Origin of the sequence: Desulfovibrio sp. X2, assembly GCF_000422205.1 — a bacterium.
Lineage (GTDB): Bacteria > Desulfobacterota > Desulfovibrionia > Desulfovibrionales > Desulfovibrionaceae > Alkalidesulfovibrio.
On the sequence record NZ_ATHV01000065.1, the window covers coordinates 272,675 to 297,012 of the forward strand.

Below are 24,338 nucleotides of genomic sequence, written 5' to 3' on the forward strand. Positions count from 1 at the left end.
CAATTCGCTAAGCAGGGAGGAGGGGTCTTCGGTCGGCCGCGCGTCGGCCAGGGAACCCGCCGCCTGCACTCCGGCGGACACGAGCCGCCGGGGCACGGGGAACAGGGGAACGCTCACCACAGGAAATCACGCATGGCGCCGCGCGGCACGTCCGCCCGCCATGCCGGGGGAACATGTCGCGCATCACGCCGCACGTCATGCCGCACGGAGGTTCCGGCTCGCCCGGCGCCCCCAGACAGGAGCCGGACAGGGCATGAAATCCGTGCACGCCATACTCGGCAGGAACTCGTTCTGGAACCTCCTGCGCTACTTCGTGAACTTCGCGGTGATCTTCGTCATCACCCCGGTCATCATCAAGAGCATAGGCAACGCCCAGTACGGCCTGTGGGCGCTCATCTTCTCCCTCGTGGGCTACGCCGGGCTCCTCGAGCTCGGCGTGCAGCAGGCCACCATCAAGCTCGTGGCCGAATACCGCGGCCGCGAGGACGACGAGGGGCTGAACGCCGTCGCCTCGTGCGGCATGCTCTTCCTGGGCTTCCTGGGCGTGGCCGTGGCGCTGTTCTGCTGGTTCGCCATGCCCCTGCTGCTGCCTCGCTTCGTGCAGAGCAGGGAGATTCTCGACGTCTCCGGCCCGCTCCTGCGCATCATCGCCGTGGACATGTTCTTCGTCTTCGTCGGCCAGGGGCTGACCGGCATCGGCCTCGGGCTGCACCAGTACCACTACAAGTGCTTCTTCGACATCATAAGCGGGCTTCTGCGCCTGGGGCTGACCATCATGGTCCTGTCCGCCGGCTACGGCATCGCCGGGCTGGCCGCCATCAAGGTCGGCCTGGACCTCATGAACTGCCTGACCCTCTACTGGATCTGCCGCAAGGGATTCGCGAAGCTCCGTTTCTCCATGCGCTATGTCTCTCGGGCGGCCTTCAAATCCATCATCCGCTTCGGCGGCAAGCTCTTCACCGTGACCACCATCAGCCGGATCAACATCATCAGCACCCCGGTGCTCATCTCCTACTTCCTGTCCACGGTCTGGAACGCATACTACAGCGTGGCCACCGGGCTCGTGGGCTACGCCAACCAGATCCTGTGGTCGGCCACGGCCTCGTTCCTGCCCGTCTTCAGCGAACTTGGAGCCCGGGGGCAGCCGGAAGTGGTGCGCGGCCTCTACTACCGCTATTCGCGCTACATCCTCATCCTCTCCGGGCCCATGTACGTCTGCCTCTTCCTGCTCGGGCCGGATTTCGTGGGCCTGTGGATCAACCCGGAATACGCGGAGAAGAGCCGCGTGGCCCTGCTCCTGCTGGCCGCGGAGGCCACCGTGAGCGGCATGCAGCCCATCGCCGAGCGCATGGTCATCGGCTGCGGCGACGTGTCCTTCTATTCCAGGCTGACTACCGCGACCATCGCCTGCGCCCTGGCCCTCAGCGTGATCCTCCTGCCCTCCCTCGGCATCGCCGGCCCGCCCCTGGCCATGCTCTCCATGACCACGCTGCAGCAGAGCCTGCTCGCCGTGCACATCAACCGGCGCATGGGCGTGAACATGATCTCCTTCTTCCGCCAGTGCCACCTGCGGCTCCTCCTCCCCGCGGCGGCCTTCGCCCTCTGCCTGGCCGGGATGCGGCCCTTCCTCGAACAGGGCCGCTATCCGCTGTTCCTGGCCGGAGCCACGGCCGCGGTCGCGCTCTACCTGGGCATGGCCCTGTTCACCGCCCTCACGCCGGGAGAACGCACGATCCTGGCCGACGGCATCGCCAGTCGACTGCACAGGCCCTCGCCGTCCATGCCGGGAGTCGGGTCGGGGATGGGTCCGGAAACACGGCCCGACACGGCGTCGGGCAGGGAGAGGAACGAGCGATGACGGGGCAGCCCGTTCGCGGGCGCGAAGGAGCAGGCGGGGTTCCGGCCGCGCGGACCGTGGTCGCGGTCACGCCCAAGGTCGCGCGCGCCTTTGCCGGAGAGCTCGGTGCCCTGCCGCCCGAGGCCGCGGTGCGCGTCCTGCCCGAGGCGGCCATGGCCGCCGCCGGGCGGCCGAAGAGCCCTCCCACCCTCCGCGCCCGGCTGCACGCCCTGTTCGGGCGGGCGGGACGGGCGGACGGACAGCCGACGCCCGCCTTCGACCAGGGCCCGGTGGAGGAGGCCACGGGCCTCGTGGTGGACTGGGGCGTGCAGGACGGGATCGCGGCCCTGCTCGAAGGCCTGCCGCGCCTCTCCTGGATACACGTGGTCAAGACCGGCGTGGACCATCTGCCCCTGGACCTGCTGCGCGCGAGGAAGCTGCGCGTGACCTGCTCCAAGGGGGCCTACAGCGAGGCCGTGGCCGAGTTCGCCATGGGCCTCCTCTATCTTTTCAGCAAGCGCTACCTCGAGCACTTCGCGCGGCCCGAGGCCGATGCCGTGCTCTGGGGCAGGAGCCTGCGCGGCGAGAAGCTCCTGGTGCTCGGCACCGGCCACATCGGCTCGCAGCTGGCAAAGCTCGCCGCGGGCGCTGGTCTTACGGTGCTGGGCGTGAACAGCAGCGGCCGCCCGGTCGAAGGCTTTTCGCATACCGTGCCCTGGGAGCGGTCGGGCGAGTCGGCCGCAGGGTGCGGCCTGGTCGCGGACTGCCTGCCGCTGACCGCGGCCACGCGCGGCGCGGTCGGCCGCGAGCTCTTCGCGCGGCTTTCGCCCGGCGCCTGCTACGTCAACGTGGGCCGGGTCGAGACCGTGGACCAACGGGCCCTGTCCCAGGCCCTGCGCGAGAGGCGGCTCGCCTTCGCCGCGCTGGACGCCGAGGCCTCTGCCGTGCGCCTGGACAGGGACGTGCGGCAAAAGGTCCTGGTCACGCACCACTCGGCCTACGCCACCGAGGAATCGCGCGCCGGGCTCGCCGCCCTGGTCGCCGGGAACATCGCCGCCTTCGCCGCGGGCCGGGAGCTTGCCGGACTCGTGGACCTGGACGCGGGGTATTAGGAGGCCGGGGGGAGCCGTGCAGCGCGACACCGCCATAGACTGCGCCCGGGGCATCGGCATCCTGCTCGTGGTCGCGGGCCACGCCCGCGGCCCCTGGCCGCTGGAAAAGGCCATCTACTCCTTCCACATGCCCCTGTTCTTCCTGGTCAGCGGCTTCCTCGCCAAGCGCACCGGGCTCGGCGGGCTCGTGCGCGCCAAGGCGAAGACCCTGCTCGTGCCCTATCTCACGGCCTGCCTGCTGACCTTCCTGGCCTTCGGCAACGGGCTTGCCGCCTCCGCGGCGGACCTGCGGGAACTGGCCCTGGGCATCGCCACGGGCGGCGCCAACGGCACGCTCCCCTTCGACTCGCCCCTGTGGTTCCTGCCCTGCCTGTTCTGCGTCTTCGTGCTGCACCACGCGCTCGCGCGCCTCGTGAAACGTCCTGACGCCGCGCTGGCCGCATCCTTCGCCCCCGCCCTGGCCCTCGCCGCCCTGCCGTCCTTCCCGGCGCTCTCCGTGCTGCGCCTGGACACGGCCGCATACTGCCTGCCCTTCTTCTGCCTGGGCGCGCTCGTGCGCCATGCGGAACAGGGGCAGTCGGGCGGCGCGCTGCCGCTGCTCGGCTCCCTGCGCGGCCCACGCGTCCTCCTGGCGGCGCTCTGCCTCTGGCTGCTGGCCCGCGTCCTGGACCACAACGCCTACTACGTCATCGCCCAGAACAGGTTCGCGCCGCTCGCGGGCTTCTACCTGAACGGCCTCGCGGGCAGCCTGATGGCCTTCGCCTTCGCCGGGACGCTGACCTCGCTCGCGGGGGCGGCCGTGCCCGGCGCGCTGCTCTCCGGCCTCCTGGCGCTGTCAGGGCCGTCCTTCGGCATCTACCTGCTGCACAAGCCCTTCGTCCTGCTCGCCGACTCCCTGCTGCGCGGGGTCGTGGGCTCGGACCTGGCGATCTGGATCCTGAACATGGCCTGCGGCATCGCCGCCTCGCTCGTCTGCGTCCGCCTCCTGTGCCGCTTCGCGCCGCTCCTGGGCGGCCTGCTGCTGGGCGACAGGACGCCGGGAAGGCGCGCGGCACAGGCGACGGCCCAATGAAGGGCGCCATCATGACGCGCATGCAGAGAATCGACGATAGGCGGCCATCCTCGCCCGGCCGAGGAGAAGACATGCCCGAAAAGCTCGTCCACCTCATCACAGCGGTCCGCCCCAACTTCATGAAGATCGCGCCGCTCAGCCACGCCCTGCGGCGCGAGCCCTGGGCCAGGGCGGTGCTGGTGCACACCGGGCAGCACTACGACCTGAACATGTCCGACGTCTTCTTCCGCGACCTCGGGCTCTCGGCCCCGGACCACAACCTGGAGGTGGGCAGCGGCCCGCACGGCGAGCAGACCGGCCAAGTCATGGCCCGCTACGAGCGTCTGCTCATGGAGGAGCGGCCCGACGTGGTGGTGGTGCCCGGCGACGTGAACTCGACCCTGGGCTGCACCCTGGCGGCCGTGAAGATGGGCGTGAAGGTGGCCCACCTGGAGGCCGGGCTGCGCTCCTTCGACCGCACCATGCCCGAGGAGATCAACCGCGTGGTCACGGACGCCGTGGCCGACCTCCTGTGGACCCCGTCCCCGGACGCGGACGAGAACCTGGCGCGCGAGGGCGTGCCCCCGGAGAGGATCGAGCGCATCGGCAACATCATGATCGACTCCCTGGAGATGCTGCGCGAGGTCATCGAAGCCGACGGCTCGCGCGAGCGCCTGGGCCTCGACGAGCGCGGCTACGTCCTCACGACCCTGCACCGCCCGGCCAACGTGGACGACCCGGCCGTGCTGGCGCGCATCTGCGGCGGGCTCTGCGCCATAGCCCACGACACGCCTGTCTGCTTCCCGGTCCACCCGCGCACGGCCGCGCGCCTGGACGCCGCGGGCCTGCGCGGGACGCTGGCGGACTGCGGCGTGCGGCTCATGGAGCCGCTCGGCTACACCTCGTTCATGAACCTGGTCTTCGGGGCCAAGCTGGTGCTCACGGATTCCGGCGGGGTGCAGGGGGAGTCCACCTATCTCGGCATCCCCTGCCTCACCGTGCGTCCGCGCATCGAGCAGTCCGCCGCCGCGCTCCGGGGCGCGAACCGGCTCATCGACTCGGCGCAGGTCGCCGCGGCCGTGCGCGACGTGCTCCAGCGCGGCATGCCCCGCTCGAGTCCTCCCCCTCTGTGGGACGGCTGCGCGGCCCCCCGCGCGGTCGCCTCTCTCAAGCGATTCCTCTTTCCGGCCGAGCAGGCCGCGGCCGGGACGCCGCGAAGCAAACGGACGGCCTAGCCGGAGACCTGCGAAAACACATGGAGTTGGAAACATGAACCAAACGCGGACAATCGTCGTGGCGGTCGGCACCCGGCCGGAGATCATCAAGCTCGCCCCGGTCATCAAGGAACTCGGACGCGAGCCGAGATTTTCCACCCATGTCCTGTTCACGTCCCAGCATCGCGACATGCTCCGCCAGATCGCGCAGGACTTCGCGATCACGCCGGACCATGACCTGGACCTCATGGTCCATAACCAGGGGATCACGGATTTCCTCTCCCGCTGCATGTCCAGCGCCTGTTCCCTGCTCGAGTCCCTCAAGCCGGACCTCGTCCTGGTGCAGGGCGACACCTCCACGGTCCTCGGCGTCGGCCTGGCCTGCGCCTTCAACCGGATATCCCTGGGACACGTCGAGGCAGGCCTGCGCACCAACAAGAAGTATCTGCCCTTTCCGGAAGAGATGAACCGCCACTTGGTGTCGGTGGTCACGGATTTCCACTTCTGCCCCACCTCCCTCGCCGCCGAGAACCTGCGGCGTGAGAACGTTCCGGACTGGTCCATCCACGTCACCGGGAACACCGTGGTGGACGCCATGCTCCAGATCAAGGACAGGGCCCGGGACACGGCACTCGAGCCAGGCCTGCAGGCGTTCGTGGACGAGCATCCCAAGTTCGTGCTCATCACCGCGCACAGAAGGGAAAACTTCGGCGCACCCCTGCTTTCCATCTGTGAATCCGTGCGCGAGCTGGCCGAACAGCATCCGGAGAGCGGGTTCATTTATCCGGTCCACCAGAATCCCAACGTCAAGACGGTGGTCATGGAGAAGCTTCACGGCGTTCCCAACATCCATCTCTGCGCCCCGCTCTCCTACTTTCAGTTCATCAAGCTGCTGCAAGCCTGCCACGTCATCCTCACGGACTCCGGAGGCGTCCAGGAGGAGGCGCCGACCTTCGGCAAGCCGGTGGTCCTGATGCGGGAGGAGACGGAACGGCCCGAGGGCGTGGAGGCGGGGGTGACCTTCATGACCGGCACGGACAGGAGCAGGATAGTGAGCACCGTCAACGGCTTTCTCGGCAAGGCCGCGGAGACCGTCAGACAGTCCTTCGACAGGAACCCATACGGCGACGGACGGGCCGCCGAGCGCATTCGTCGCATACTGACGAACCATTTCTTCGGAGCAGGCAAATGAGGGTCCTCTTCGTCCCCTACGTGCTCCCGCCGCTGCAGTATCCGGCGGCCCTGTGCTACCACAAGCTGCTGCTCGGCCTCGCCATGCAGGACGCCGAGATCGAGGTCTGCCACGTGGACCCGGCCTCCTACCGCCATTTCGGGTCGCCCGCCCTGGATCTGGCCCTGGCCTCGAAGCTGCCGCAAAACGTTATCTACCTGCCCGTCTCCTCGCCGGAGACGGGCCTCTTCTACCGCAAGATCAACGCCAATCCGAAGATCTCCCGGCTCTTCTACTTCCTGACCCAACCCACCAAGCGGGAGTGGATCGGGGCGGCCAAGGCCCTGCTCGCTCGGCGCAACCCGAGGCGCTACGACGCAGTGGTCACCTGCTCACAGCCCAACTGCAACCACCTCCTGGGCTTGTGGCTCAAGGAGAACTACTCCATCCCCTGGATCAGCTACTTCAGCGATCCATGGGTGGACAACCCTTACTCCCATCTGCGGAACGACGCCTTCCTGCGGGCCCATCAGGCACGCATGGAGGCCAAGGTCGTGGCGGCCTCGGACTTGGTGCTCTTCACCTCCGAGGAGACCCGGACCCTGGTCATGGGCAAGTATCCCGAAATCCCGCGCGAGAAATCCGGCGTCCTGCCGCACTGCTACGTCCCCGGGTGGTATCGCAGGCAAAGTGGGGCGCTAAATGAGGCGAAGGAAGGGGCGAAGGGAGAGGGGCCGCTGACCATGCTGCACGCGGGCAACTTCTACGGTCCGCGCTCGCCCAGGCCCGTCATCGACGCCCTCTCGGAACTTGAGAGGAAGAAGGGGATTTCCGGACGGTTCAGGCTGCGCATGGTCGGGGGAATGCGGGACGCGGACCGCACGTACGCGCGCGAGCAGGGCGTGGGCCATCTCATCGAGTTCCACCCCACGGTGCCCTACCTCGATTCCCTGGCCCTGCAGAGCCGGGCCGACTGGCTGCTGCTCGTGGACGCACCCTCGCCGGACGGTCCGAGCGTCTTCCTGCCCTCGAAGCTCATCGACTATTTCGGCAGCGATAAGCCCATCCTGGGCGTGACCCCGATCCCCGGCACCAGCGCCCGCGTCCTGGCCGAGGCCGGGCACCCGGTGCGCGACCTTTTTGACCACGCAGGACTGGTGGAAATATTTGCCCGCATCGCGGACGGCTGGATACCTGACCGTCCCGACGTCTCCGCCGATTTCGAGGTCGGCAGCGTGGGACGGACATTCCTCGGCTTCGTCGAACGGGCCGTGGCCCGGGGCAGGCCGCTCGGCAAGACGGCGAAGAGCGCGCGCTGAAAAGCCGTCCCCGTGCCCCGCACCTAGAGCCTGACGTCCACGCTCTCGTCCTGCGTGGGTGAGAGCGTGAGCGTCTTCGTCTTGCCGCCCGCCTCCACGCGCACGCTGTACGGCGTCAGGGGAATGTCCTTCAGGTCTCGTCCGGTCCAGAACGAGCCGTTTTTCTCGTTGGTCAGCCGCCTGACCACCAGATCGAGGCTGGCCGTGCCCTTGGCGTCTGTCGTTCCCTCCACCGGTGCGTCCATCGCGGAGTTGGTGGCTGTGATTCTGGCTCCAGGCACGGGCGCCCCCGAGGCGTCGCGCACGGTGAGGGTCACGGTCCAGCCGAAGCGCAGCTCCTTGAGTGCCGTGGCGGGCAGGCGGAAGTCGATGTCGTCCGGCCGCGCGCCGCCCTCGAAGGTGTTGGAGATGAGCGTGGCCGTGGAGGGGATGGAGCCGTCCTCCGTGCGGATGGTGAAGAACGACGGGCTGCCGTCGTCGATCTTGATGATCCTGTTGTGCCGGAAGACCGGGAAACCGTCGCTGAAGCCGTAGGAGTCGGCGAGCAGGATGGGGCCCCAGTCGCTGGCGATGATGTTGTTCTCGAACACGAAGCCCGAGGTGTTGTTGTTGCAGACCATGGCCACTGCCGCGGCCTTGGAGCCGTCGCCCGGGCTGGCCGCGACGATGATGTTGTGGTGGAACAGAGCCTTCTGTCCGGGCTTGGTCAGGCCGACGAACAGGCTTCTGCCCCAGCTGTTCTCGCCGGGGGACACACCGTCGCGCTTGCCGCGAACGTAGAAGATGTTGGCCCAGGCCTCCACGTCCTCGTTCGTGCCCCAGGTCATACGCAGCCCGGCCGAGCCGGGATCCTTGTATTCCGGGCTCTGCGTGGTGTTCTGGACCTCCACGTAGTTGCCCACGACCTTGACCCCGCGCCCGGGCCAGATGCCGATGGGGTGCGTGCCCTTGCCGAAGATCTTGTTCCCCCGGATGACGCCCGAGCCGGCGTACACGCCGATGGAGTTGGTGCCCACGCTGTCCACGTGGACCTCGTTGCCCTCGACCACCGGATCCGTGGTCGCGATGGCGATGCCGTGGTGCCTGGCGCGCTCGATCAGATTGTGACGCACGACCACCTTCGTGCCGCCGTTGACGCGCAGGGCGTCCAGCCCCTGGTGGCGGTTGGTCAGCCCGGAGCCCTTATCCGTGAGCGTGTTGTACACGACCTCCAGGCCGTCGTGGTACTGGATGTACATCCCGTCTATGTCGTCGCCGGACCAGACGATGTGCAGGCCGGCCAGCCTATTGCCTTTGCCGGAGAGCGTATGGACGGGGTTGCAGCCGATGCCGTTCTGGTTCCCGTGGCCGTTGGCCGCGCCCTGCTCAATGGTCCCGTTGATGACCTCGACGTCGTTCTGCCACCAGGTATCCAGGGCGACGCCGTAGCCGTCCTCCTTCTCATTGTAGAAGACGGTATGGCCATTCAAGTTCAAAGTGATGCGCCGCCCTTTGATTGAAAAGCCCGTGCCCGGGGCGTGGATGTCGCTCTCGAGCACATATTCCGTGTCGTCTTTGTCCAGCACGCCCGGCGCGGTGACCACCACGCGGTGCGAGCGCTTGCGCGGCTCGACCATCTTCTGGCCCACGTCCATGGGCGTGTCGCGCCGCAGCATGGGATCCGGACAGCCAGCGGGAGTCATGGCCAGGATCTCGTCCAGGGTCGGCGAGGCGGCCTGGGCCGCCCCCCGCTCCCCTCCGGACCAGGGGACGAGCATCAGGAGGAACGCCGCGGCGCACAGCCACAGCGCAAGGGCCGGCTTGTTCCGAAATATCCTCTGCATCACCCGGTTCATGATCATTGCCTCACTGGCGGGCGCAGTTTGTAGAGCGGATCGCCCACCGCGCACATGGCCCAGCGCACCGTGGGCGTGGCCATGGCGAAGGATTCCGCGAAGGTGAATTCGCCGCCCCAGAAGCGGTCGAAGAAGACGGGACCGTTGGTGAAGCCCTGCACGTAGGGCTCGACCACGGAGCCGAAGGTGGCGGTCACGCCCTCCTCCAGCAGCCCTTGGGCCCAGCAGACGTACGGACCGCCCCGCAGCCAGAGCATGGAATCGGACTTGAGCACCGCGGCCACGGAGCCCACGGGCCACTTGCCCTGGAGCAGCCGCTTGTAGGGATGGCCGTAGATGAAGACCCACATGGTGTCGTCGGGCAGGAAGTGGTCCTTGGTGTAGTTTATGGGCTCGAGATGCACGGTCACGCCGCGGTGCTTGGCGATCTCGCCGCCGAGCGAGCCCTGCTTGTCCTCGATGAAGGCCGCGGCCCCGGAAAAGGCGGAGACGGTCTTCTCCGCGGCCAGGGCCTTGTCCGTGAGGGCCTCGGCCGCCGCGGGCGTCGCGCCGTCGAGCCTGGTCACCAGGTAGAGCCCCCAGGTCCCGTCATAGTGGTGCGCCTGGTTGAAGAGCGGGCTCGGCGTGCCCATGGTGCGGCCCCAGGTGAAGCGGTCGAAGAGGTCCGCGAGCATGGAGTCCAGGGCGCGCTTGTGGTCGCCCAGCGGGATGCCGAAGCAGGGCACGATGACCCTGATGCGCCCCGCGATGCCCCGCTCGAGCATGATCTTGCGCAGCGGCGCGCAGACGTCCTTCTCGCAGTCGAAGTTGCGAAGCTTGCGCGGGAGATCGATCTCCACGATGTTGCCCTGCGGCACCCCGCGCGCCGTGGCGTAGTGCCGGGCCACGCGCATGGAGTCGTCCGAGCCCTCGGCCACGAGGAGCAGCACCTCGTCCGGCCGCGGGGAGCGCGACTCCACGGTGCTCGCCGGTTCGGTCTCCGCGTCCGGGCTGACCTGCTTGCGCAGGTTGATGCTGCGCACGCGGTAGGTGTACTTCGCGCCCGGCGCCACGGTGGAGTCGCGGTAGAGCGTGGGACGCAGCTGCGGCAGCTCGGCCTCGGGGGGGCCCTTCTTGCCCGGCTGCGGCTGCAGGACGCGCGGCACCCGGGCGATGAGCGTATACTCGGACTCCCCTTCCGCCTTGCGCGATATCTCGTAGCCCAGGACGTCGATCTCGTCCGTGGGGTCCCAGAAGAGGCTTATGGCGTCGGGTCCGGAGGCCGTGTACAGGTGCTGCACCGCATCCGGCATCTCGCCTCCCTTGCGGCCCGGATAGAGGGGGAACATGGCCTGGCCGATGTCCTTGCCCTCCGCGTTGTAGGCGCGCAGGAAATAGATGTAGACCTGCCCGTTGGTGAGGTCGTCCACGCCGTATTCGGTGGCCATGCCCAGGTCCTTGACCAGGACCACGGGCGGCTTGCGGAAGCCGGTGTCGTCGGCGTCCACGAGGCGGTAGAGGCGCACCCCGCGAAGGCCGAGGTGGGTTGCCTCGTCCTTGTCGAAAGTCCAGCGGAGCTCCGCCCCCGAGTCCCCGTTCTCCGCCCCGCCGCTGGCGAAGACGCTCTTGCCCGGGGTGGGCTTCGGCCCGTTGTCGGCCTCCTTCTGTGTTCCGGCCGTAGTCCCGGCCTTGGCGTCCGCCTTGGCCCCGCCCTTGGCCGCCCAGGAAAGGGACGACAGGGACAGCACGAGAACGAGGGAGACGAGCGCCACGACCGTCCAGTCCGTCGCCCGCAGGAATCGATGCATCAAGGCCTCCTTTCGGATGAGTCGTCTTTCTTCCGGTACAGGGCGGCATAGTCCGCCACGTACCGCTCCCTGGAAAACATCTCCGCCACGCGCCGGGGATGGCGGGCCGCGGCCTCGCGGCGCAGCCCCTCCTGGCCCAGCAGCATGCCCACGCCGCGGGCCAGCCCCTCGGCGTCGCCCGGGGCCACCAGCACGCCCGCCGGGCTGTCGCCCAGGGCCTCGCGGCAGCCGCCCACGGCCGTGGCCGCAACGGGCAGTCCCGCGGCCATGTACTCGAGCATGGAGTTGGAAAAGCTTTCGGAGTCCGAGGTCAGCACGCCCACGTCCAGGCCGGGCAGGAGATCGGCCACGTCCGTGCGCCGCCCCAAAAAGCGCATGTTGCCGTTCAGGCCGAGCGCCGCGGCCCGCGCCTCGAGCCCGGGCCGCTCCTCGCCCTCGCCCACGACCACGAACACGGTGTGCGGCCTCTCGGCCGCCACGCGCGCCGCGGCCTCCACGAAGACGTCCACCCGCTTCACCGGGCGCAGGTTGGCCACCATGCCCACGACCAGGGTCCTCTCGGGGATGCCGAGCAGCGCGCGCGCCCGGGCGCGGCGCACCGGAGTGGGCGGAGGCAGGCTCGCGAGGTCCAGGCCGTTGTGGATGACGCGCATGCGCTCGCGGGCGATGCCCTCGCCCGCCACGGCCTTGTCGCGGGTGTCCTCGGAGTTGGCCACGAAGACGTCCACCCCGCGGTTCAGGAGGCGCTGCAGGAAGCGCTCCCGGCCGTTCATCCAGTAGCCCTGGTTCTTGCGCGTGCCCACGACCAGGGGGGTTCCGGCCAGGGCCGCGGCCGGGACGCCGGCCAGGGCGGAGTCGCGGAAATGCATCTGCAGCACGTCGATGCGCTCCTGCCTGAGCCAGCGCGAGAAGCGCCACACGCCGCGCCAGGCCGCGGGGCTGAAGAAGGAGGCGATGTTCAGCACGTGCAGCGGGCAGGCGCCCGGTCGCCGCGCGAACTCCCGCTCGATCCAGGGCGTGCTCCTGAGCACGCACAGGTGCGGCTCGAACTCGCGCCGGTCGAGCCCCTCGATGAGCATCAGGAGCTGGCGCTCCGTACCTGCCGCGGGCGAGAAAATCTCGTCGATGAGAAAGGCGACGCGCACGGGCCCGCTCATGCGCGCACCCCGCCGCGGCCCGCCCCGGATTCTCCCGCCTGTCCGGATCGGCCGGACTGGCCGTGGCAAGCGACCCCGGCCTCGGGGCGGGGGTCCGGTCCGCCGTCCGGCCCTGCGGCGTTCTCCACCCGCGCGGGCTTGCCGCCGGGCCCAAGAAGCTCGCGCCACATGCCGAGGCCCAGGCCGAAATGCACGGCCGCGAAGATGCCGGGCAGGCGCAGGGCGTGGCGCGCGGCGGCGCAGATCCCCTCTTCCTTCGCGCGCGCGAGGCCGATGCGGGCCGACTCGGCCGCGACCACGAGGCCGTAGAGCGCGGCCCCGCCCGTGCACAGCCAGAGCAGCCCCGCCAAGAGGGGATGCAGCGGCCCGGCCAGGAAGCGCGCGGCCCACAGCGCCGCGGCCGCGGCCACGCCGCCCGTGAGCACGGCGGGCACGGCCGCGTGCAGGCCGAAGGCCTCGGGGTGCGCGCGGTACAGGCGCACCCGGCCCCGACCGTAGCGGATCATCTGGCGCACGAGCCCCGCGAGGCTCTCGCGCGGGTAGTAGCGCACGGTGAGCCGCGGGCTCGTGAAGGTCGGGCAGCCCGCCTCCTCCACGCGGTAGTTGAACTCCACGTCCTCGCAGGCGTCGAAGGCCTCGTCCACGTAGCCCACGCGGGCGAAGATCTCGCGCCGGTACGCCGCGCCGTTGCTCACCGGGCTCGCCGGCCCCTCGTAGTCGCTGTAGATCAGCGAGTCGCCGCCGTGGCCGAGCCACGAGGCCCGGGCCAGGGCAACCGTCCGCTGGAACGGCGTGAGCCCGGGGGGGTCGAGGGGCTGCGGCCGTCCCAAACAGAGCGCGCCGCTGTGCGCGAAGCAGGCGGCCACGTTGCGCAGGAGCCGGTCCGTGGGGATGTGGCAGTGGCCGTCCACGACCAGGAAGATGTCGCCCTGCCCGGTGCGGAAGCCCACGTTGCGCCCGGCGCTGGACAGGCGGCCGGGGTTGTCGAGCAGGCGCACCTGGGGGTGCCTGGAGGCGATGCGCGAGACGGTCTCCCGCGTCCCGTCGTCGGAAAAGCCGTCCACGACCAGGATCTCGAAGCGGTTGGCCGGGTAGTCCTGGCCCAGGAGCTGGGTCAGGGTCTCGGCGATGAAGCGCGCCTCGTTGCGCACGGGCATGACCACGCTGATGAAGGGAAGCATTTCGGCCATCTGCGCCACCTCGTCACCCCGCCATGCCCGCCGGAGTCGCGTCCGGCCGCATGATCCTGCGGTAGAGCCTGCCGTAGGCCGCCGTCTGGCTTTCGTAGTTGAAGAGCGCGCGCACGGTCTCGTAGCCGCGCTCGCCCATGCTCCGCCGCTCCTCGGGCGAGGCGGCCAGGGCGCGGATGGCCCGGGTCAGTCCCTGTCCGTCGCCCGCCGCGACCAGCAGGCCGTTCTCGCCGTGGCGCACCACCTCGGGCGTGCCGCCCACGGCCGTGGCCACCACGGGCTTCCTGCAGGCGAAGGCCTCGAGCACCACGTTGGGCAGCCCCTCGGTCAGGGACGGCAGGGTGAAGACGTCCACCTCGTGCATCACCTCGCGCATGTCGCTGCGGAATCCCGGCAGCAGGAAGCGGCCTTCGAGGCCCGCCTCGCGCACGGCCCGCTCGAGCTCGGGACGGAGGAAGCCCTCGCCGAAGACCGCGAACCACACGTCGTCACGCTCCGCCGCGATGCGGGCCGCTGCCGCCACGAGGGAGGCCTGGTCCTTCTCGGGGCTGAGCCTGCCTGCCGTGGCCACCAGCAGCGCGTCCTTCGGGATGCCGAGGCCCTCGCGCGCCGTGCCCGGGCCCTTGCGCGGCGGCGGGTAGGAGTCGAGGTCGATGCCGTTGTGGATGACCGAGAGCCTCTCGCCGGGCACGCCCGCGGCCGCGACCTTGCGGGCCTGCCCCTCGGACACGGCCACCACGTGGTCGGCCAGACGCAGGAACTTCCGGTCGAGCATCTCGTAGACGCGGATCCTGCTGTTCTCGGCGGTCCAGCCCCGCGAGACGGAAATCTGGGGGATCCTGGCGAACCTGGAGGCCAGGCGGCCCACGATGTTGGCCTTGTAGCCGTGCGCCACGAGCAGCCCCACTCCCTCGCGCCTGAGCAGGTCCGCGATCTCCGTGATCGCGCCGGGGTGGAAGGCCGAGCGGGGCGAGAGCCCGGCGCAGGGCACTCCCTCGGCCTTCGCCGCAACGAGCAGGCCGTTGTCGCGCCCGGCCTCGGTGAAGGAGACGACCAGCGGAGCGAAGCCCTCCTGCCCGATGCGCAGGGCGTGGGCCACGATCTGCCGCTCCGGCCCGCCGTAGAAGTTCGTGGCGATGAGATGGGCGACGCGCGGCAGCGTCTTCACGCCCGTTTGCACACCCGTTTGCGCGCGCCTTTGCGCATGGGACGCGGCGAATTCGGTTGCGGGAGCCGTGGCGGGAGAGGTCATCGGTTCACGCTCCGTTTGGTGCGCACCCATTCGGACTGCCTGGAGCGCGCGAGCCCGAGGGCCGAGATGCCGAGCAGCCAGGCGATGGAGAAGAGAGCGGTCAGGGCCAGCCGAAGCCTGCGGCCCGTGAGCCCGAGCGCCGCGACGCCCGAGAGCAGGTAGAGGACCAGGCAGCCCGCGGCGCCGAGCGCCCAGGCGACCTGGCTGCCGAAGAGCAGAGCCAGGGCCGAGAGGAGCACGGCGAGCAGCAGGAGCATGGCCTTGCTGCGCACGAACAGGCACCAGCCCATGTCGGCGAGCCCGAAGTCGCGGCGCCTGAGCCCCTCGGCCATGAGCGCGAAGCCGCTCATGCGCGTCAGGCGGCTGTTGCCCGAGGCCCAGCGCACGCGCTGCGTGGAGGCCTGCTCGAAGGTCTGCGCGGCCCGGGCCCGGACCTCGGTCTCGCCCGCGTAGTGCGTGACCACGCCCGCGCGCAGAAGGTCCAGGGCGTACTCGGTGTCCTCGGTCACGGAGTGGGCCTCCCAGGGGTGCGCCCTGAGCACGTTCGCGGCCAGGCACATGCCCGTGCCGCGCAGGAGCGAGGGCAGGCCCAGGACTTCGCGGCCGCGCAGGAGGAGGTCGTTCTCGATGGCGTTGCCCACGGCCAGCACGAAGGTCAGCGGCGTGTCGTCCGGGTTGGCCACGGCGTTGCGCGACTGCACCGCGCGCTGCCCGGCCTGCAGGCGGACGTCCATGGCACGCAGGAAGTTCCTCTCCACCACGGTGTCCGCGTCCACCACGACCACCGCGTCGAAGCCCTCGGGCAGCAGCGCGTCGAAGGCATGGCGCAGGGCGTAGCCCTTGCCGCGGAGCAATGGATCGCGGCGCTCGAGGCAGCGCACGCCCACCCGCCGAACCGCGCCTGCGGTGTCGTCCGTGCAGTTGTCGGCCACCACAACGACCTCGAAAAGCGCGGCGGGATAGTCCAGGGCCGCGAGGCTCTCGAGCGTCGGGCCGATGGAATCCTCTTCGTTGTGCGCCGGGATGACCACGGCGAAGCGCAGGGCAGGTGCGGATCGTTCCCCCGGCCCGGCGCGACGGGGCATGAGCCCGGCCAGGGCCAGGAGCACGAGGTAGGCCACGGCCAGGCTCAGGAAGAGCAGCGGGAGTGCCAGCAGCCAGCTCACGCGCGCACCTCGCCCGCGTGCGCCCTGCCCCCCGCGCCCCAAAGCTGGTCGGGCGGGAGCTTGGATACGCAGAAGCGGTACTTGCCCGAGCTTTCGGACTGGATGGAAGGAACGTACTCGATGTCGTGGCGCATGCCCTCGCCGAAGCGCTCGCGCACCAGGCGGGCGATGTCCTGCGCGAGCCCGGCGTACTCCCCCTCTCCCCTGACCACGCGGAAGAGCAGATGGTCCACGGCGTCCTGCACGATCTGCAGCTGCTTCACGCCGTCGAGCACCATGGCGAAGTTCTCGGTCAGCGAGATTCCGGAGACGAACTCGCCCTCGGGCGTGCGCACGTAGTCCGCGATGCGGCCCTCGAGCGACTCGATGAGCGGGTAGGTGCAGCCGCAGGGGCAGGCACGCTCGGACATGCGCGCGGTGTCGCCCACCAGATAGCGGATAAAGGGCATGCCGTAGTTGGTCAGGTCCGTGAGCACCAGGGCCCCGGTCTCGCCGGGCGCGGCGGGCCTGCCGTCGCACAGGCACTCCACGACCAGGGTGTCCATGTTCACGTGAAGCCCGTTGTGCTCGCGGCACTCGCAGGCGATCAGGCTCACCTCCTCGCAGCCGTAGCGGTTGGTCACCGGACAGCCGAAGACCTCCTCCACCAGCGCGCGCTCGAAGTCGTGCAGGACCATGGCCGTGGAGATGATGCCCTTGGGCCGCACCCCGGACAGTCCCCGCTCGTGCAGGAAACGGGCGAAGAGGTAGAGGGAGTGGGCGTGGCCGAAGAGCAGCGTGGGCCTGTCGCGCAGGACGGCGCGGTAGAAGTCGAGCATGGCCGCGTCGTCCATGCGCAGCGTGTCGAGATAGGTGAAGCGCTCGAGCAGGAAGTTGCGCAGATAGCCGCGCCAGGACTTCTTGTACTCCGGGTTGCCCCAGACCGCGCCCACGCGCTCGCCCAGGCGCCAGCCGGTCCATTCGTCGTGGCGCATGGCGCAGCCGCGCTTCCACTGCATGCTGTCCTCGTCCACGTAGAAGGAGAGCGAGACGCCCGTGGAGCCGGAGGTCTTCTTGGCGCGGAGCTGATCTTTCGGAATGTCGTCCGCGACCATCCCGTCCTTGTGCGCCCTGATGTCGTCCTTGGTCAGCACGGGCAGGCGGAGGAGGTCCTCCCAGCCGCGCACGTCGCCTGGCCTGAGCCCGGCCGCGTCCATGCGCTCGCGGTAGAAGCGGGTGTGGCTGTAGGCGTGGTCGAGCAGGATCTTCAGGCGCGCGAACTGGTCCGCGCGCACCTCGGAAAGCGGCCTGTGCTGCGTGCGCTTGAAGCGCGCCAGGTGGCGCAGGTAGGGGCTCTTCTCCCAGGCGGCCCACAGCGGGGCCACCGCGGCGCGCACCACGGGCGCGTAGAGCCCCCCGGCGTTGGTCCCGTCGGGGAAGGCCGTGGCCTCGGGTCCCGGCCGTGCGCCGCGCATCAGGCGGCCCCCACGGTCTTCTCGTCGGCCGAGCAGTGCGGCGGGATGTCCACGTCCGGCGCGGCGAAGCAGGAAAGGGTCTCGCGCATGGTCCCGAAGGGCAGGTCCGAGAAGAGCGTGCGCAGCTTGTCCTCGGTGCCGTCGAGGTTCAGGTAGTGGCGGAAGGTGGAGCGCAGGCCGGCCTTGATGCGCGGCTGCTCCGGGTCCAGCTCCCAGGGGTGGAAGTAGAGCACCGCGGGCTGCTTCTCCTGGGTGTTGATGCGGCGGATGCCGCCGCGCACCACGAAGGCGGGCAGGAGCCGCAGGTATCCGCCGCCCGCGATGGGCACGGTGAAGGTCCTGCCCATGGCCCTCAGGTTCAGCGTGGAGAGAGGGAACTCGAGGATCGAGCCCCCGTTGCGGCTGATGCGATGGGGGAAGCGCTCCCCGCCGGGGACGCCGTAGATGTCGTGGCGGATCGGAAAGATGCTCGAATCGTAGGAGAAGCCGAGCTCCTGGAGGATGTCCAGGGCCCACATGGAATCCGCGGTGATGGAATAGCTCGGGGCGCGGTAGCCGAGGACCGGCTGCCCCACGAGGTCCTCGAGCAGCTTCTTGGCGTGGGACACGTCCTCGCGGAAGGCGTCCGGGCCGATGGCGTAGACCAGTTCGTGGCCGTATCCGTGGCAGGAGATCTCGTGCCCGCGCCGTGCGATCTCGCGGACCAGGGCCGGATCGCGCTCGGCGACCCAGCCGAGCACGAAGAATGTGGCGGAAAGGGAATGCTCGTCGAGGAGATCGAGGACCCGCCTCGTGTTGTCGCCCACGCGCAGGGGGTAAATGTCCCAGTCCCTGCGGCTGACGATCTTCTCGAATGCCGTCACGTGGAAGTAGTCTTCCACATCAATGGTCAAGGCGTTGATCATGACCCACTCCAACGAGCTCGCTCGCTCTGCTGTACCCGAAAACAGGACGCGGCGTTCTCGTTTGGACCGGGTTTCGGCTTCGTTCCTCCTAGGCTCTCGTCTGCGGCTCCACCTTCGTCATCAGAACTGCTTGCTGAGCTGCAAGCCGAACCGATTCACGGTGTAGTTGTCGCCCGTCGATCCGTTGGTGAACGATTCCTTGGCCCTGTACCAGAGTTCCGCCGCGTATCCCTCCCCCATGTCGTATCTGAGTCCCGCGCCTCCATACCAGCGGTTGGTATCGTTGGAGGCGCTTGCATCCTGCAGTTCGTACAAAATGTTCGCGTTCGCGCTGAGCCGCTGCGTCAGCTGGTGCGAGATGCTGGCGCCCACCGAGCTCCGGTTCGTGGTCGAGCCGTTCAATCCGCTCTCGTACTGGTCCAGCCCGCCGAAGACGCTCACCGTGGTCCGCTCGAACTCCTTGGAAATGGTCAGCTTGTTGCTGATGTGCTGGTACGAGTCGTTGGAGTTCGGATCGTCCGTGTAGCTGAGCGACGACGTCAGGCTCACGGTCACCGAGCCGAACCCCTGCGTGATCCCCGCGTCCCAGAACGGCGTGGTCTTGGTCTCGCCCGTCTGGTCGTAGTGCGTGGAGCTGGGGCCGACCTTGGCGTAGATCATGCCGTCCTCGGTGTACTGGTACTGCGCGCCCACGTAGCCCATCTGCCGCTGGTAGCCGTTGCTGCCCCCGGAGCCGGCCTGCTCCTCGGTGTAGGAGTAGCCCGCGAGCAGGCTGGTGAGCTGCGACATCTCGTAGGTCCAGTCCGTGAAGCCCGTGTGGCTCTGCTTGTCCACGCTGCTGCTGGAGTCGTAGGCGATGTCCGTGTAGCGGTAGCCGACCATGGCCGTGGTGCGGTCGCCGAACCTCGGCTGGATGTAGGGCGAGAGGGTGAACGTGTTCTGGGCGACCTGGTTCACGGTGGTGGACTGGTCTCCTTCCACCACGTTGCCCCGGGTCGAATCCCGGTACACGTTCTGATACTTGTCGGCCGCATCGAGGTAGAAGAACTCGTTCCAGACATCGAGCAGACCGTGCCCGCCGAAGTTGTGAATGGCCTCGGTGTCGCGCGTCGCCTTGGCGTACCAGTTGTACGTTCCGCTATAGTCGCTTTCAAAGAGCAGTTTCGGTCCCTGGTATCTGAAGCCGACCGAAGGCTTGACCACGGTGACGAAGTCACCTGTGGGATTATGTGACTGGTTGACGTTGTCGTTGTACTCCTCGCCCACCGATACGGAGGCCCGGTACGTCGTCTCCGCGAACGCAGGCGCACAGATCAGCAGCAGCATCAAGGTCAGCAGATATTTTTTCATGCGGCGGTCTCGTGGGTTTAACGGGGCATACAACAATGCATGTGCTGCCCCGGTATGTACCCGAGCTTGCGGCGGCTGAAAACCCCCGCGTGTCGCATGACCAGAGGCTCATCTACTCACCCCACAAAAAATTCCAAATAAGACGCATGGTTCCAGGTGATTTTTTTATCTCTGGCGGATCGGGAACAAATTGCGTCTGCGTCATGCGCGGCGCATTGAGCTCCGTGCGGATCTTCTGCAACGCCATCCATACGGCGCGCAGCTTGGCGTCCATGTTCTTCTCGATCTCATCCAACCGCTGCCGCACTTCCAGAACTGACTCAGGCTCGCCGTACTGCGTCGCCTCGAGGGAGGAGACGCGTTGCGATAGATCACGCACGAGCGCGTTCAGCTTGCTCGCGGTGCGCACTGCCTGCGTGGTGGCGGCCACGGGGTCCGTCTGCGCTCCTGCGCCGTCCTCCGCCACGTTCGCCTCTCCGTTCGCGGGCGCCGCCCCTTCCGGGGAAGTCGACTCCCAGTACTGGGAATCGAAGGAGAGGTCCTGGGCCAGTTCGTTGATCGTCTGCGGTGTCACCTTGGTGCTCTGGGAGGCGAAGGCGTCGAGCAGGATGTAGTCGCACAGGATGTTGATCAGCCGCGGCACGCCCCGGGTGTAGGTGTGGATCGCGTCCATGCTCCCCGGCTCGAAGTTCAGGGCCTCCTTGTTTCCGGCCTTTTCCAGGCGGTAGAGGATGTATTCCTCGACCTCGGCCGGAGACAGGGGATGGATGTGGCAGTTGATCTGGATGCGCTGGCGCAGCTGCAGGAGCGCCGGGGACGACAGGGTCTTGCGCAGCTCCGGCTGGCCCACGAGGATGATCTGCAGGAGCTTCTCCCGATCCGTCTCGAGGTTCGAGAGCATGCGGATCTCCTCGAGGAGGTCCTGGGAGAGGTTCTGCGCCTCGTCGATGATCAGCGTGGCCATCTTGCCCGTGGCATACTGCCCGATGAGGTACTCGTTCAGCTCCCTGATGAGCGTGACCTTGTCCTTGCCCTCGGTGGGCAGGCCGAAGTCGTCGTTGATCATGGCCAGCAGCTGGTGCGAGTCGACCTTGGTGTTGAAGACCTTGGAAATGGAGATGTTCTGCAGCTGCTTGCGGATGAGGTTCCGGATGATGGTGGTCTTGCCCGACCCGACCTCGCCGGTCAGCAGGATGAACCCGACCCGTTCCCTGATGCCGTGGGAGAGGTAGGTCAGCGCCCGCTTGTGGGCCTGGCTCGGGAAGAGGAAATCCGGGTTCGGCAAGAGGTCGAACGGTTTCTCCCGAAGTCCGAAGAAGCTGGTGTACAAGACGTTCCCCGCCTACCGGTTACCGGTTGTAGTAGTAGTAGCCGCTGTGGAGGGGCGGCGACTTGGCAGCGTTGTAGACCACGCCCAGCACCTTGCGCTCGAGCGCGCCCACCGCGGTCTCGACCTCGTCCAGGGAGGGGCCGCCCTCGCGCACCACGAGGATCACGCCGTCCGCGATGCTCGCCAGGCTGCGCGTCTCCGCGAAGGGCAGCACGGGCGGGGTGTCGATGATCACGTAGCGGTCCGCGTAGCGGCCCTTCATCTCCGTGAAGATGTTCTTCATGGCCTGGGAGGAGAAGAGCTCGGCCGGGTTGGACACCTTGCTCCCGGCGGGGAGCAGCGCCAGCTTGCCGATGCCCGTCTTGACCAGCGCCTCGCCGATGTCGCGCCCCTCAAGGAGGCAGTCGGAGAGGCCGACCTCGGGCTCGAGGCCGAGGTAGAGGTGGCACGTGGGCCGCCTGAAGTCCGCGTCCACGAGGAGCACGGTGTGGTCGTACTCCTGGGCCAGGCTCACGGCCAGGTTGATGGCCGTCATGGTCTTGCCCTCGCCCATGGTCGCGCTGGTGACCATGATGAGGTTGTTGAAGCGGTCCTTGCGCGTCAGCTTGACCAGCGATTCCTTCAGCTTGCGGTATTCCTCGGCCGCAGGGGACTGCGGCTCGAAGATCGAGACCAGGGTGGACTCGCGCACGCTGACCTTGTTCATCTCGGGCGTTTCTGGCATCGGGCAGCATTTCGACGCCGCGACGCTCTTCGCCTGCGAGGGCCGGGGGCCGTCCACGGCCGGCTTCATGCCCGCGGCCTTGCTCAGGGCTTCCTCGATCCTGCTCATGCAGTGCTCCGTTTCATGCCTACTTTAAGAGGTGGATTGCTGGGAGGCGCTCAGAAGAACCTGCCCATGACCTTTTCCATGAGAGGCACGTGCAGGGCCTCCATGACCGCGATGCCGACGACCACGGAGAAGTAGGCTCCCGCGGCCACCAGGAACCTACGGTCCGCGCGGCGCTGCCGGGCCTCTTCCTCGGGCTTGGGCATGGCCGGGATGATGGCCAGGACCTTGATCTTCAGGCGCTTGAGCTCATCCGTGGCGTTCACGGAGCCCTTCAGCTTGTCGAGGAGCACCAGGAGCCCGAAGGCCAGGGCGAGACCGCCTCCCACACCGCCGAGGATGATCTGCAGCCGTTTCGGGCTGACCGGGATCTTGGGCGTGATGGCCGGGTCGAGGATGCGGAAGGTGGCGGCCTTGTTCTCGATCTCCATCTGCTTGGAGACCTCGGACTGGCCGTAGCGGCTGACGAGCTGGTTGTAGATGACCGACTCGTTCTCCTTCTTGGACAGGAGATCGTTCAGCTCGGTGCGCGTCTGGGGGATCTCGTGCAGCATCTCCCGATCCTTGTCGATGATCGCCTGCTGCTTGGCCTCGAGCTGCTTGTTGGCCTCGATCTGCACGCGCAGCAGCGGCAGATCGTCGCCGCCGCCGCCCCCACCGCCGCCGCCGCTCTTCTTGTAGGCCGCGATCTCGTTGCGCAGCCGGATGACGCTCGGATGGTCCTCCGTGTAGGTGGAGAGCATGGCCGAGAGCTGGTTCTGCATCTGCGCCAGCCGCTGCTGCTTGGGCGAGCGGCCCTGCGCGATGTTGACCTGGGCCTCGAGCTTCATCTGCTGCAGCCGGATGGAGTCGAGTTCGTTCTCGGCCTGGTCGATCTCGTGGCGCAAAAGCCCCTCGTCCACGGAGAGCAGCTGCATGTGGTCGGCCTTGTACTTGTCGATGTTGGCCTGGGCCTCGTCGATGCGCCGCTTGAAGGTCTTGATCTGCTCGCCGAGGAACTTGGTGGCCTCGAGCGATTCCTCGCGCTTGGACGACGTGCTCTGCTCGATGTAGGCCTGGGTCAGGGTGTTCACCAGGTCTCGGGCGTAGGCCGGGTCCTGGTCCCTGAACGAGATGAAAAAGACTCCTCGTTTCTCGTCCAGGGTGATGCCGATGCGGCTGCGCAGGTCCTTGATGTAGTCCTCGCGGTCCGCGTCGTTCTGGAAGGCCACGTCCTTATCCAGGAGCCGCAGGACCTTGAGCAGCATCGTGCGGCTGAGCATGGAGACGCTCAGGACCTTGATCTTGGCCTCCATGGACGGGGTCACGGCGATGCCGCGCACGAGGTCGTTGATCACGCTCTGCTCGATGAAGACCGTGGAGCGCGCCTCGTAGACCTTGGGCAGGGAGTAGCTGACGACCACGGCCAGGGTCATCACGGCCAGGGCCACGGTGACGAAGAGGCGTTTCCTGAGCGCCACGAGCCTCAGGTAGTGCTCGAATGAACCGAGTGATGCGGAATTCATGTCGTTCCCCTCCGGCGCGGCGGGCTAGAAGAAGCTCTCGTTGGCGATGAGGTAGTCGCCCTGCTCCAGGACCACGTTCTGGGTCAGGTCCTTGCCGTCGAGCAACTTCTTGGCCTTGACCGTGATCTTGGTTTCCTTTTCCCCATTGCGCCGCACGATGACGGTGGAGTCGCGGTCGGCGAACTTGTTGAAGCCGCCGCAGGCGAGGATGGCGTCGAGCACGGTCAGCCCCTCGCGGTACGGCACGGCGTGCGGGTTGTTCACCGCGCCGAGCACGTAGACGTAGGGTTCGGTCATGGCCGGAAAGAAGACGATGTCGTTGTTCTCCAGGGTGATGTCCTGGCTGATGTCCCCGTCGTGGTAGAGCTTGTAGAAGTCCACGTCGAGGTGCTTGCCCTCGCGGATGACGTGCGCCTTGTGCAGGTCGGCCGTGGACAGGTCCACCGCGGCCAGGAGCTGCAGGAGCGAGGTCTGGGTCTGCAGGTTGTAGACCCCGGACTTCACGCCGCCGCCCACGATGTAGGCCTTGCTGTTGACCACGTTCACCAGGGTCACGGTGACGATGGGGTCCTTGATCAGCTTGGACAGCTTCTGGGTGATGTCCTTCTGCAGCTCGACCGAGGTCTTGCCCTGGGCCACCACGTCGCCGATGCCGGGCACCGTGATCTTGCCGTCCGGACGGACCAGGGCGGTGGAATTCAGGTTGTCCTCGCCCCAGACCGCGACGGAGACGTTGTCGCCGGCACCGATGACGTAGTCCCCCTCGGCCATGGCCGGGCTCGATGCGAGAACCGCCGCGGCCAGCAGGGCCGCGGTGCAGAGGTAGATGAAAAAGATGTTTCTCCAACGCAACATGACTGTTCCTCCCCTTGGA

Annotated in this window: 19 protein-coding genes; 6 read left to right on the top strand and 13 right to left on the bottom strand. The window is 68.0% G+C overall.

Translation table 11 applies throughout. The annotated features are described in order from the left end of the window. Positions 1-253 precede the first annotated feature (253 nt). The 6 genes from DSX2_RS16810 (at position 254) to DSX2_RS16835 (ending at position 7,704) form a co-directional block, all read left to right on the top strand. A complete protein-coding gene (locus tag DSX2_RS16810; protein ID WP_020882199.1) occupies positions 254-1,858 on the top strand; it encodes an oligosaccharide flippase family protein in 1,605 nt (534 codons plus the stop codon). Next, positions 1,855-2,949, top strand: coding sequence for an NAD(P)-dependent oxidoreductase (locus DSX2_RS16815; protein ID WP_020882200.1), 1,095 nt, complete (start codon positions 1,855-1,857; stop codon positions 2,947-2,949). Before DSX2_RS16810 ends, DSX2_RS16815 begins: the two co-directional genes overlap by 4 nt. A gap of 16 nt (positions 2,950-2,965) precedes the next feature. After that, positions 2,966-4,021 (top strand): acyltransferase family protein, encoded by a 1,056-nt coding sequence (locus DSX2_RS17855; RefSeq protein ID WP_020882201.1) that lies wholly within the window; start codon positions 2,966-2,968, stop codon positions 4,019-4,021. Between the two features lie 71 nt (positions 4,022-4,092). Beyond that, positions 4,093-5,235, top strand: a complete 1,143-nt coding sequence (gene wecB / locus DSX2_RS16825) for a non-hydrolyzing UDP-N-acetylglucosamine 2-epimerase (protein ID WP_020882202.1) — start codon at positions 4,093-4,095, stop codon at positions 5,233-5,235. A gap of 34 nt (positions 5,236-5,269) precedes the next feature. After that, entirely contained in the window at positions 5,270-6,406 is a 1,137-nt protein-coding gene (gene wecB, locus DSX2_RS16830; protein ID WP_020882203.1) for a non-hydrolyzing UDP-N-acetylglucosamine 2-epimerase, read from the top strand. After that, on the top strand, positions 6,403-7,704 hold the full coding sequence (locus DSX2_RS16835) for a hypothetical protein (RefSeq protein ID WP_020882204.1): 1,302 nt from the start codon (positions 6,403-6,405) through the stop codon (positions 7,702-7,704). The genes wecB (DSX2_RS16830) and DSX2_RS16835 overlap by 4 nt, the downstream gene beginning before the upstream one ends. 23 nt (positions 7,705-7,727) lie before the next feature. Here DSX2_RS16835 and DSX2_RS16840 read toward each other — a convergent pair whose 3' ends face one another. The 13 genes from DSX2_RS16840 to DSX2_RS16900 form a co-directional block, all read right to left on the bottom strand. After that, positions 7,728-9,539, bottom strand: a complete 1,812-nt coding sequence (locus tag DSX2_RS16840) for a carboxypeptidase regulatory-like domain-containing protein (protein WP_020882205.1) — start codon at positions 9,537-9,539, stop codon at positions 7,728-7,730. 2 nt (positions 9,540-9,541) lie between these two features. Continuing rightward, a complete protein-coding gene (locus DSX2_RS16845) occupies positions 9,542-11,326 on the bottom strand; it encodes a TIGR03790 family protein (protein ID WP_020882206.1) in 1,785 nt (594 codons plus the stop codon). Continuing rightward, positions 11,326-12,471: a glycosyltransferase gene (locus DSX2_RS16850; protein WP_236615139.1), complete on the bottom strand. Its 1,146-nt coding sequence runs from the start codon at positions 12,469-12,471 to the stop codon at positions 11,326-11,328. The genes DSX2_RS16845 and DSX2_RS16850 overlap by 1 nt, the downstream gene beginning before the upstream one ends. Before the next feature lie 8 nt (positions 12,472-12,479). Continuing rightward, the gene (locus tag DSX2_RS16855) at positions 12,480-13,673 is read right to left on the bottom strand and encodes a glycosyltransferase family 2 protein (protein WP_020882208.1); all 1,194 of its coding nucleotides are present in this window, start codon (positions 13,671-13,673) and stop codon (positions 12,480-12,482) included. Between the two features lie 13 nt (positions 13,674-13,686). Beyond that, the gene (locus tag DSX2_RS16860; protein ID WP_152513002.1) at positions 13,687-14,841 is read right to left on the bottom strand and encodes a glycosyltransferase; all 1,155 of its coding nucleotides are present in this window, start codon (positions 14,839-14,841) and stop codon (positions 13,687-13,689) included. An 80-nt stretch (positions 14,842-14,921) separates the two neighbouring features. Then, a complete protein-coding gene (locus tag DSX2_RS16865) occupies positions 14,922-16,091 on the bottom strand; it encodes a glycosyltransferase (protein WP_020882210.1) in 1,170 nt (389 codons plus the stop codon). After that, a complete protein-coding gene (locus tag DSX2_RS16870) occupies positions 16,088-17,545 on the bottom strand; it encodes a phenylacetate--CoA ligase family protein (RefSeq protein WP_020882211.1) in 1,458 nt (485 codons plus the stop codon). The genes DSX2_RS16865 and DSX2_RS16870 overlap by 4 nt, the downstream gene beginning before the upstream one ends. Further along, a complete protein-coding gene (locus tag DSX2_RS16875; protein WP_020882212.1) occupies positions 17,545-18,450 on the bottom strand; it encodes an XrtA system polysaccharide deacetylase in 906 nt (301 codons plus the stop codon). Before DSX2_RS16875 ends, DSX2_RS16870 begins: the two co-directional genes overlap by 1 nt. 120 nt (positions 18,451-18,570) lie before the next feature. Next, complete coding sequence (locus DSX2_RS16880; RefSeq protein ID WP_020882213.1) at positions 18,571-19,800, bottom strand: TIGR03016 family PEP-CTERM system-associated outer membrane protein; 1,230 nt, start codon at positions 19,798-19,800, stop codon at positions 18,571-18,573. A 112-nt stretch (positions 19,801-19,912) separates the two neighbouring features. Next, positions 19,913-21,130 carry an XrtA/PEP-CTERM system-associated ATPase gene (locus tag DSX2_RS16885; protein WP_020882214.1) on the bottom strand — a complete coding sequence of 406 codons (1,218 nt, stop codon included), beginning with the start codon at positions 21,128-21,130 and terminating at the stop codon, positions 19,913-19,915. 19 nt (positions 21,131-21,149) lie between these two features. Continuing rightward, a complete protein-coding gene (locus DSX2_RS16890; RefSeq protein ID WP_020882215.1) occupies positions 21,150-21,962 on the bottom strand; it encodes an XrtA-associated tyrosine autokinase in 813 nt (270 codons plus the stop codon). Between the two features lie 50 nt (positions 21,963-22,012). Then, a complete protein-coding gene (locus DSX2_RS16895) occupies positions 22,013-23,464 on the bottom strand; it encodes an XrtA system polysaccharide chain length determinant (RefSeq protein WP_020882216.1) in 1,452 nt (483 codons plus the stop codon). 24 nt (positions 23,465-23,488) lie between these two features. Continuing rightward, the gene (locus DSX2_RS16900; protein ID WP_020882217.1) at positions 23,489-24,319 is read right to left on the bottom strand and encodes a polysaccharide biosynthesis/export family protein; all 831 of its coding nucleotides are present in this window, start codon (positions 24,317-24,319) and stop codon (positions 23,489-23,491) included. Between the last annotated feature and the right edge of the window lie 19 nt (positions 24,320-24,338).

Bases quoted from the DNA above. Each gene is read 5' to 3' on its own strand.
- wecB (WP_020882202.1), top strand. From the start codon at position 4,093: ATGCCCGAAAAGCTCGTCCACCTCATCACAGCGGTCCGCCCCAACTTC.
- DSX2_RS16855 (WP_020882208.1), bottom strand. From the start codon at position 13,673: ATGGCCGAAATGCTTCCCTTCATCAGCGTGGTCATGCCCGTGCGCAAC.
- DSX2_RS16815 (WP_020882200.1), top strand. From the start codon at position 1,855: ATGACGGGGCAGCCCGTTCGCGGGCGCGAAGGAGCAGGCGGGGTTCCG.
- wecB (WP_020882203.1), top strand. From the start codon at position 5,270: ATGAACCAAACGCGGACAATCGTCGTGGCGGTCGGCACCCGGCCGGAG.
- DSX2_RS16900 (WP_020882217.1), bottom strand. From the start codon at position 24,319: ATGTTGCGTTGGAGAAACATCTTTTTCATCTACCTCTGCACCGCGGCC.
- DSX2_RS16875 (WP_020882212.1), bottom strand. From the start codon at position 18,450: ATGATCAACGCCTTGACCATTGATGTGGAAGACTACTTCCACGTGACG.
- DSX2_RS16845 (WP_020882206.1), bottom strand. From the start codon at position 11,326: ATGCATCGATTCCTGCGGGCGACGGACTGGACGGTCGTGGCGCTCGTC.
- DSX2_RS16835 (WP_020882204.1), top strand. From the start codon at position 6,403: ATGAGGGTCCTCTTCGTCCCCTACGTGCTCCCGCCGCTGCAGTATCCG.
- DSX2_RS16895 (WP_020882216.1), bottom strand. From the start codon at position 23,464: ATGAATTCCGCATCACTCGGTTCATTCGAGCACTACCTGAGGCTCGTG.
- DSX2_RS16880 (WP_020882213.1), bottom strand. From the start codon at position 19,800: ATGAAAAAATATCTGCTGACCTTGATGCTGCTGCTGATCTGTGCGCCT.
- DSX2_RS16840 (WP_020882205.1), bottom strand. From the start codon at position 9,539: ATGAACCGGGTGATGCAGAGGATATTTCGGAACAAGCCGGCCCTTGCG.
- DSX2_RS16890 (WP_020882215.1), bottom strand. From the start codon at position 21,962: ATGAGCAGGATCGAGGAAGCCCTGAGCAAGGCCGCGGGCATGAAGCCG.
- DSX2_RS16810 (WP_020882199.1), top strand. From the start codon at position 254: ATGAAATCCGTGCACGCCATACTCGGCAGGAACTCGTTCTGGAACCTC.
- DSX2_RS16870 (WP_020882211.1), bottom strand. From the start codon at position 17,545: ATGCGCGGCGCACGGCCGGGACCCGAGGCCACGGCCTTCCCCGACGGG.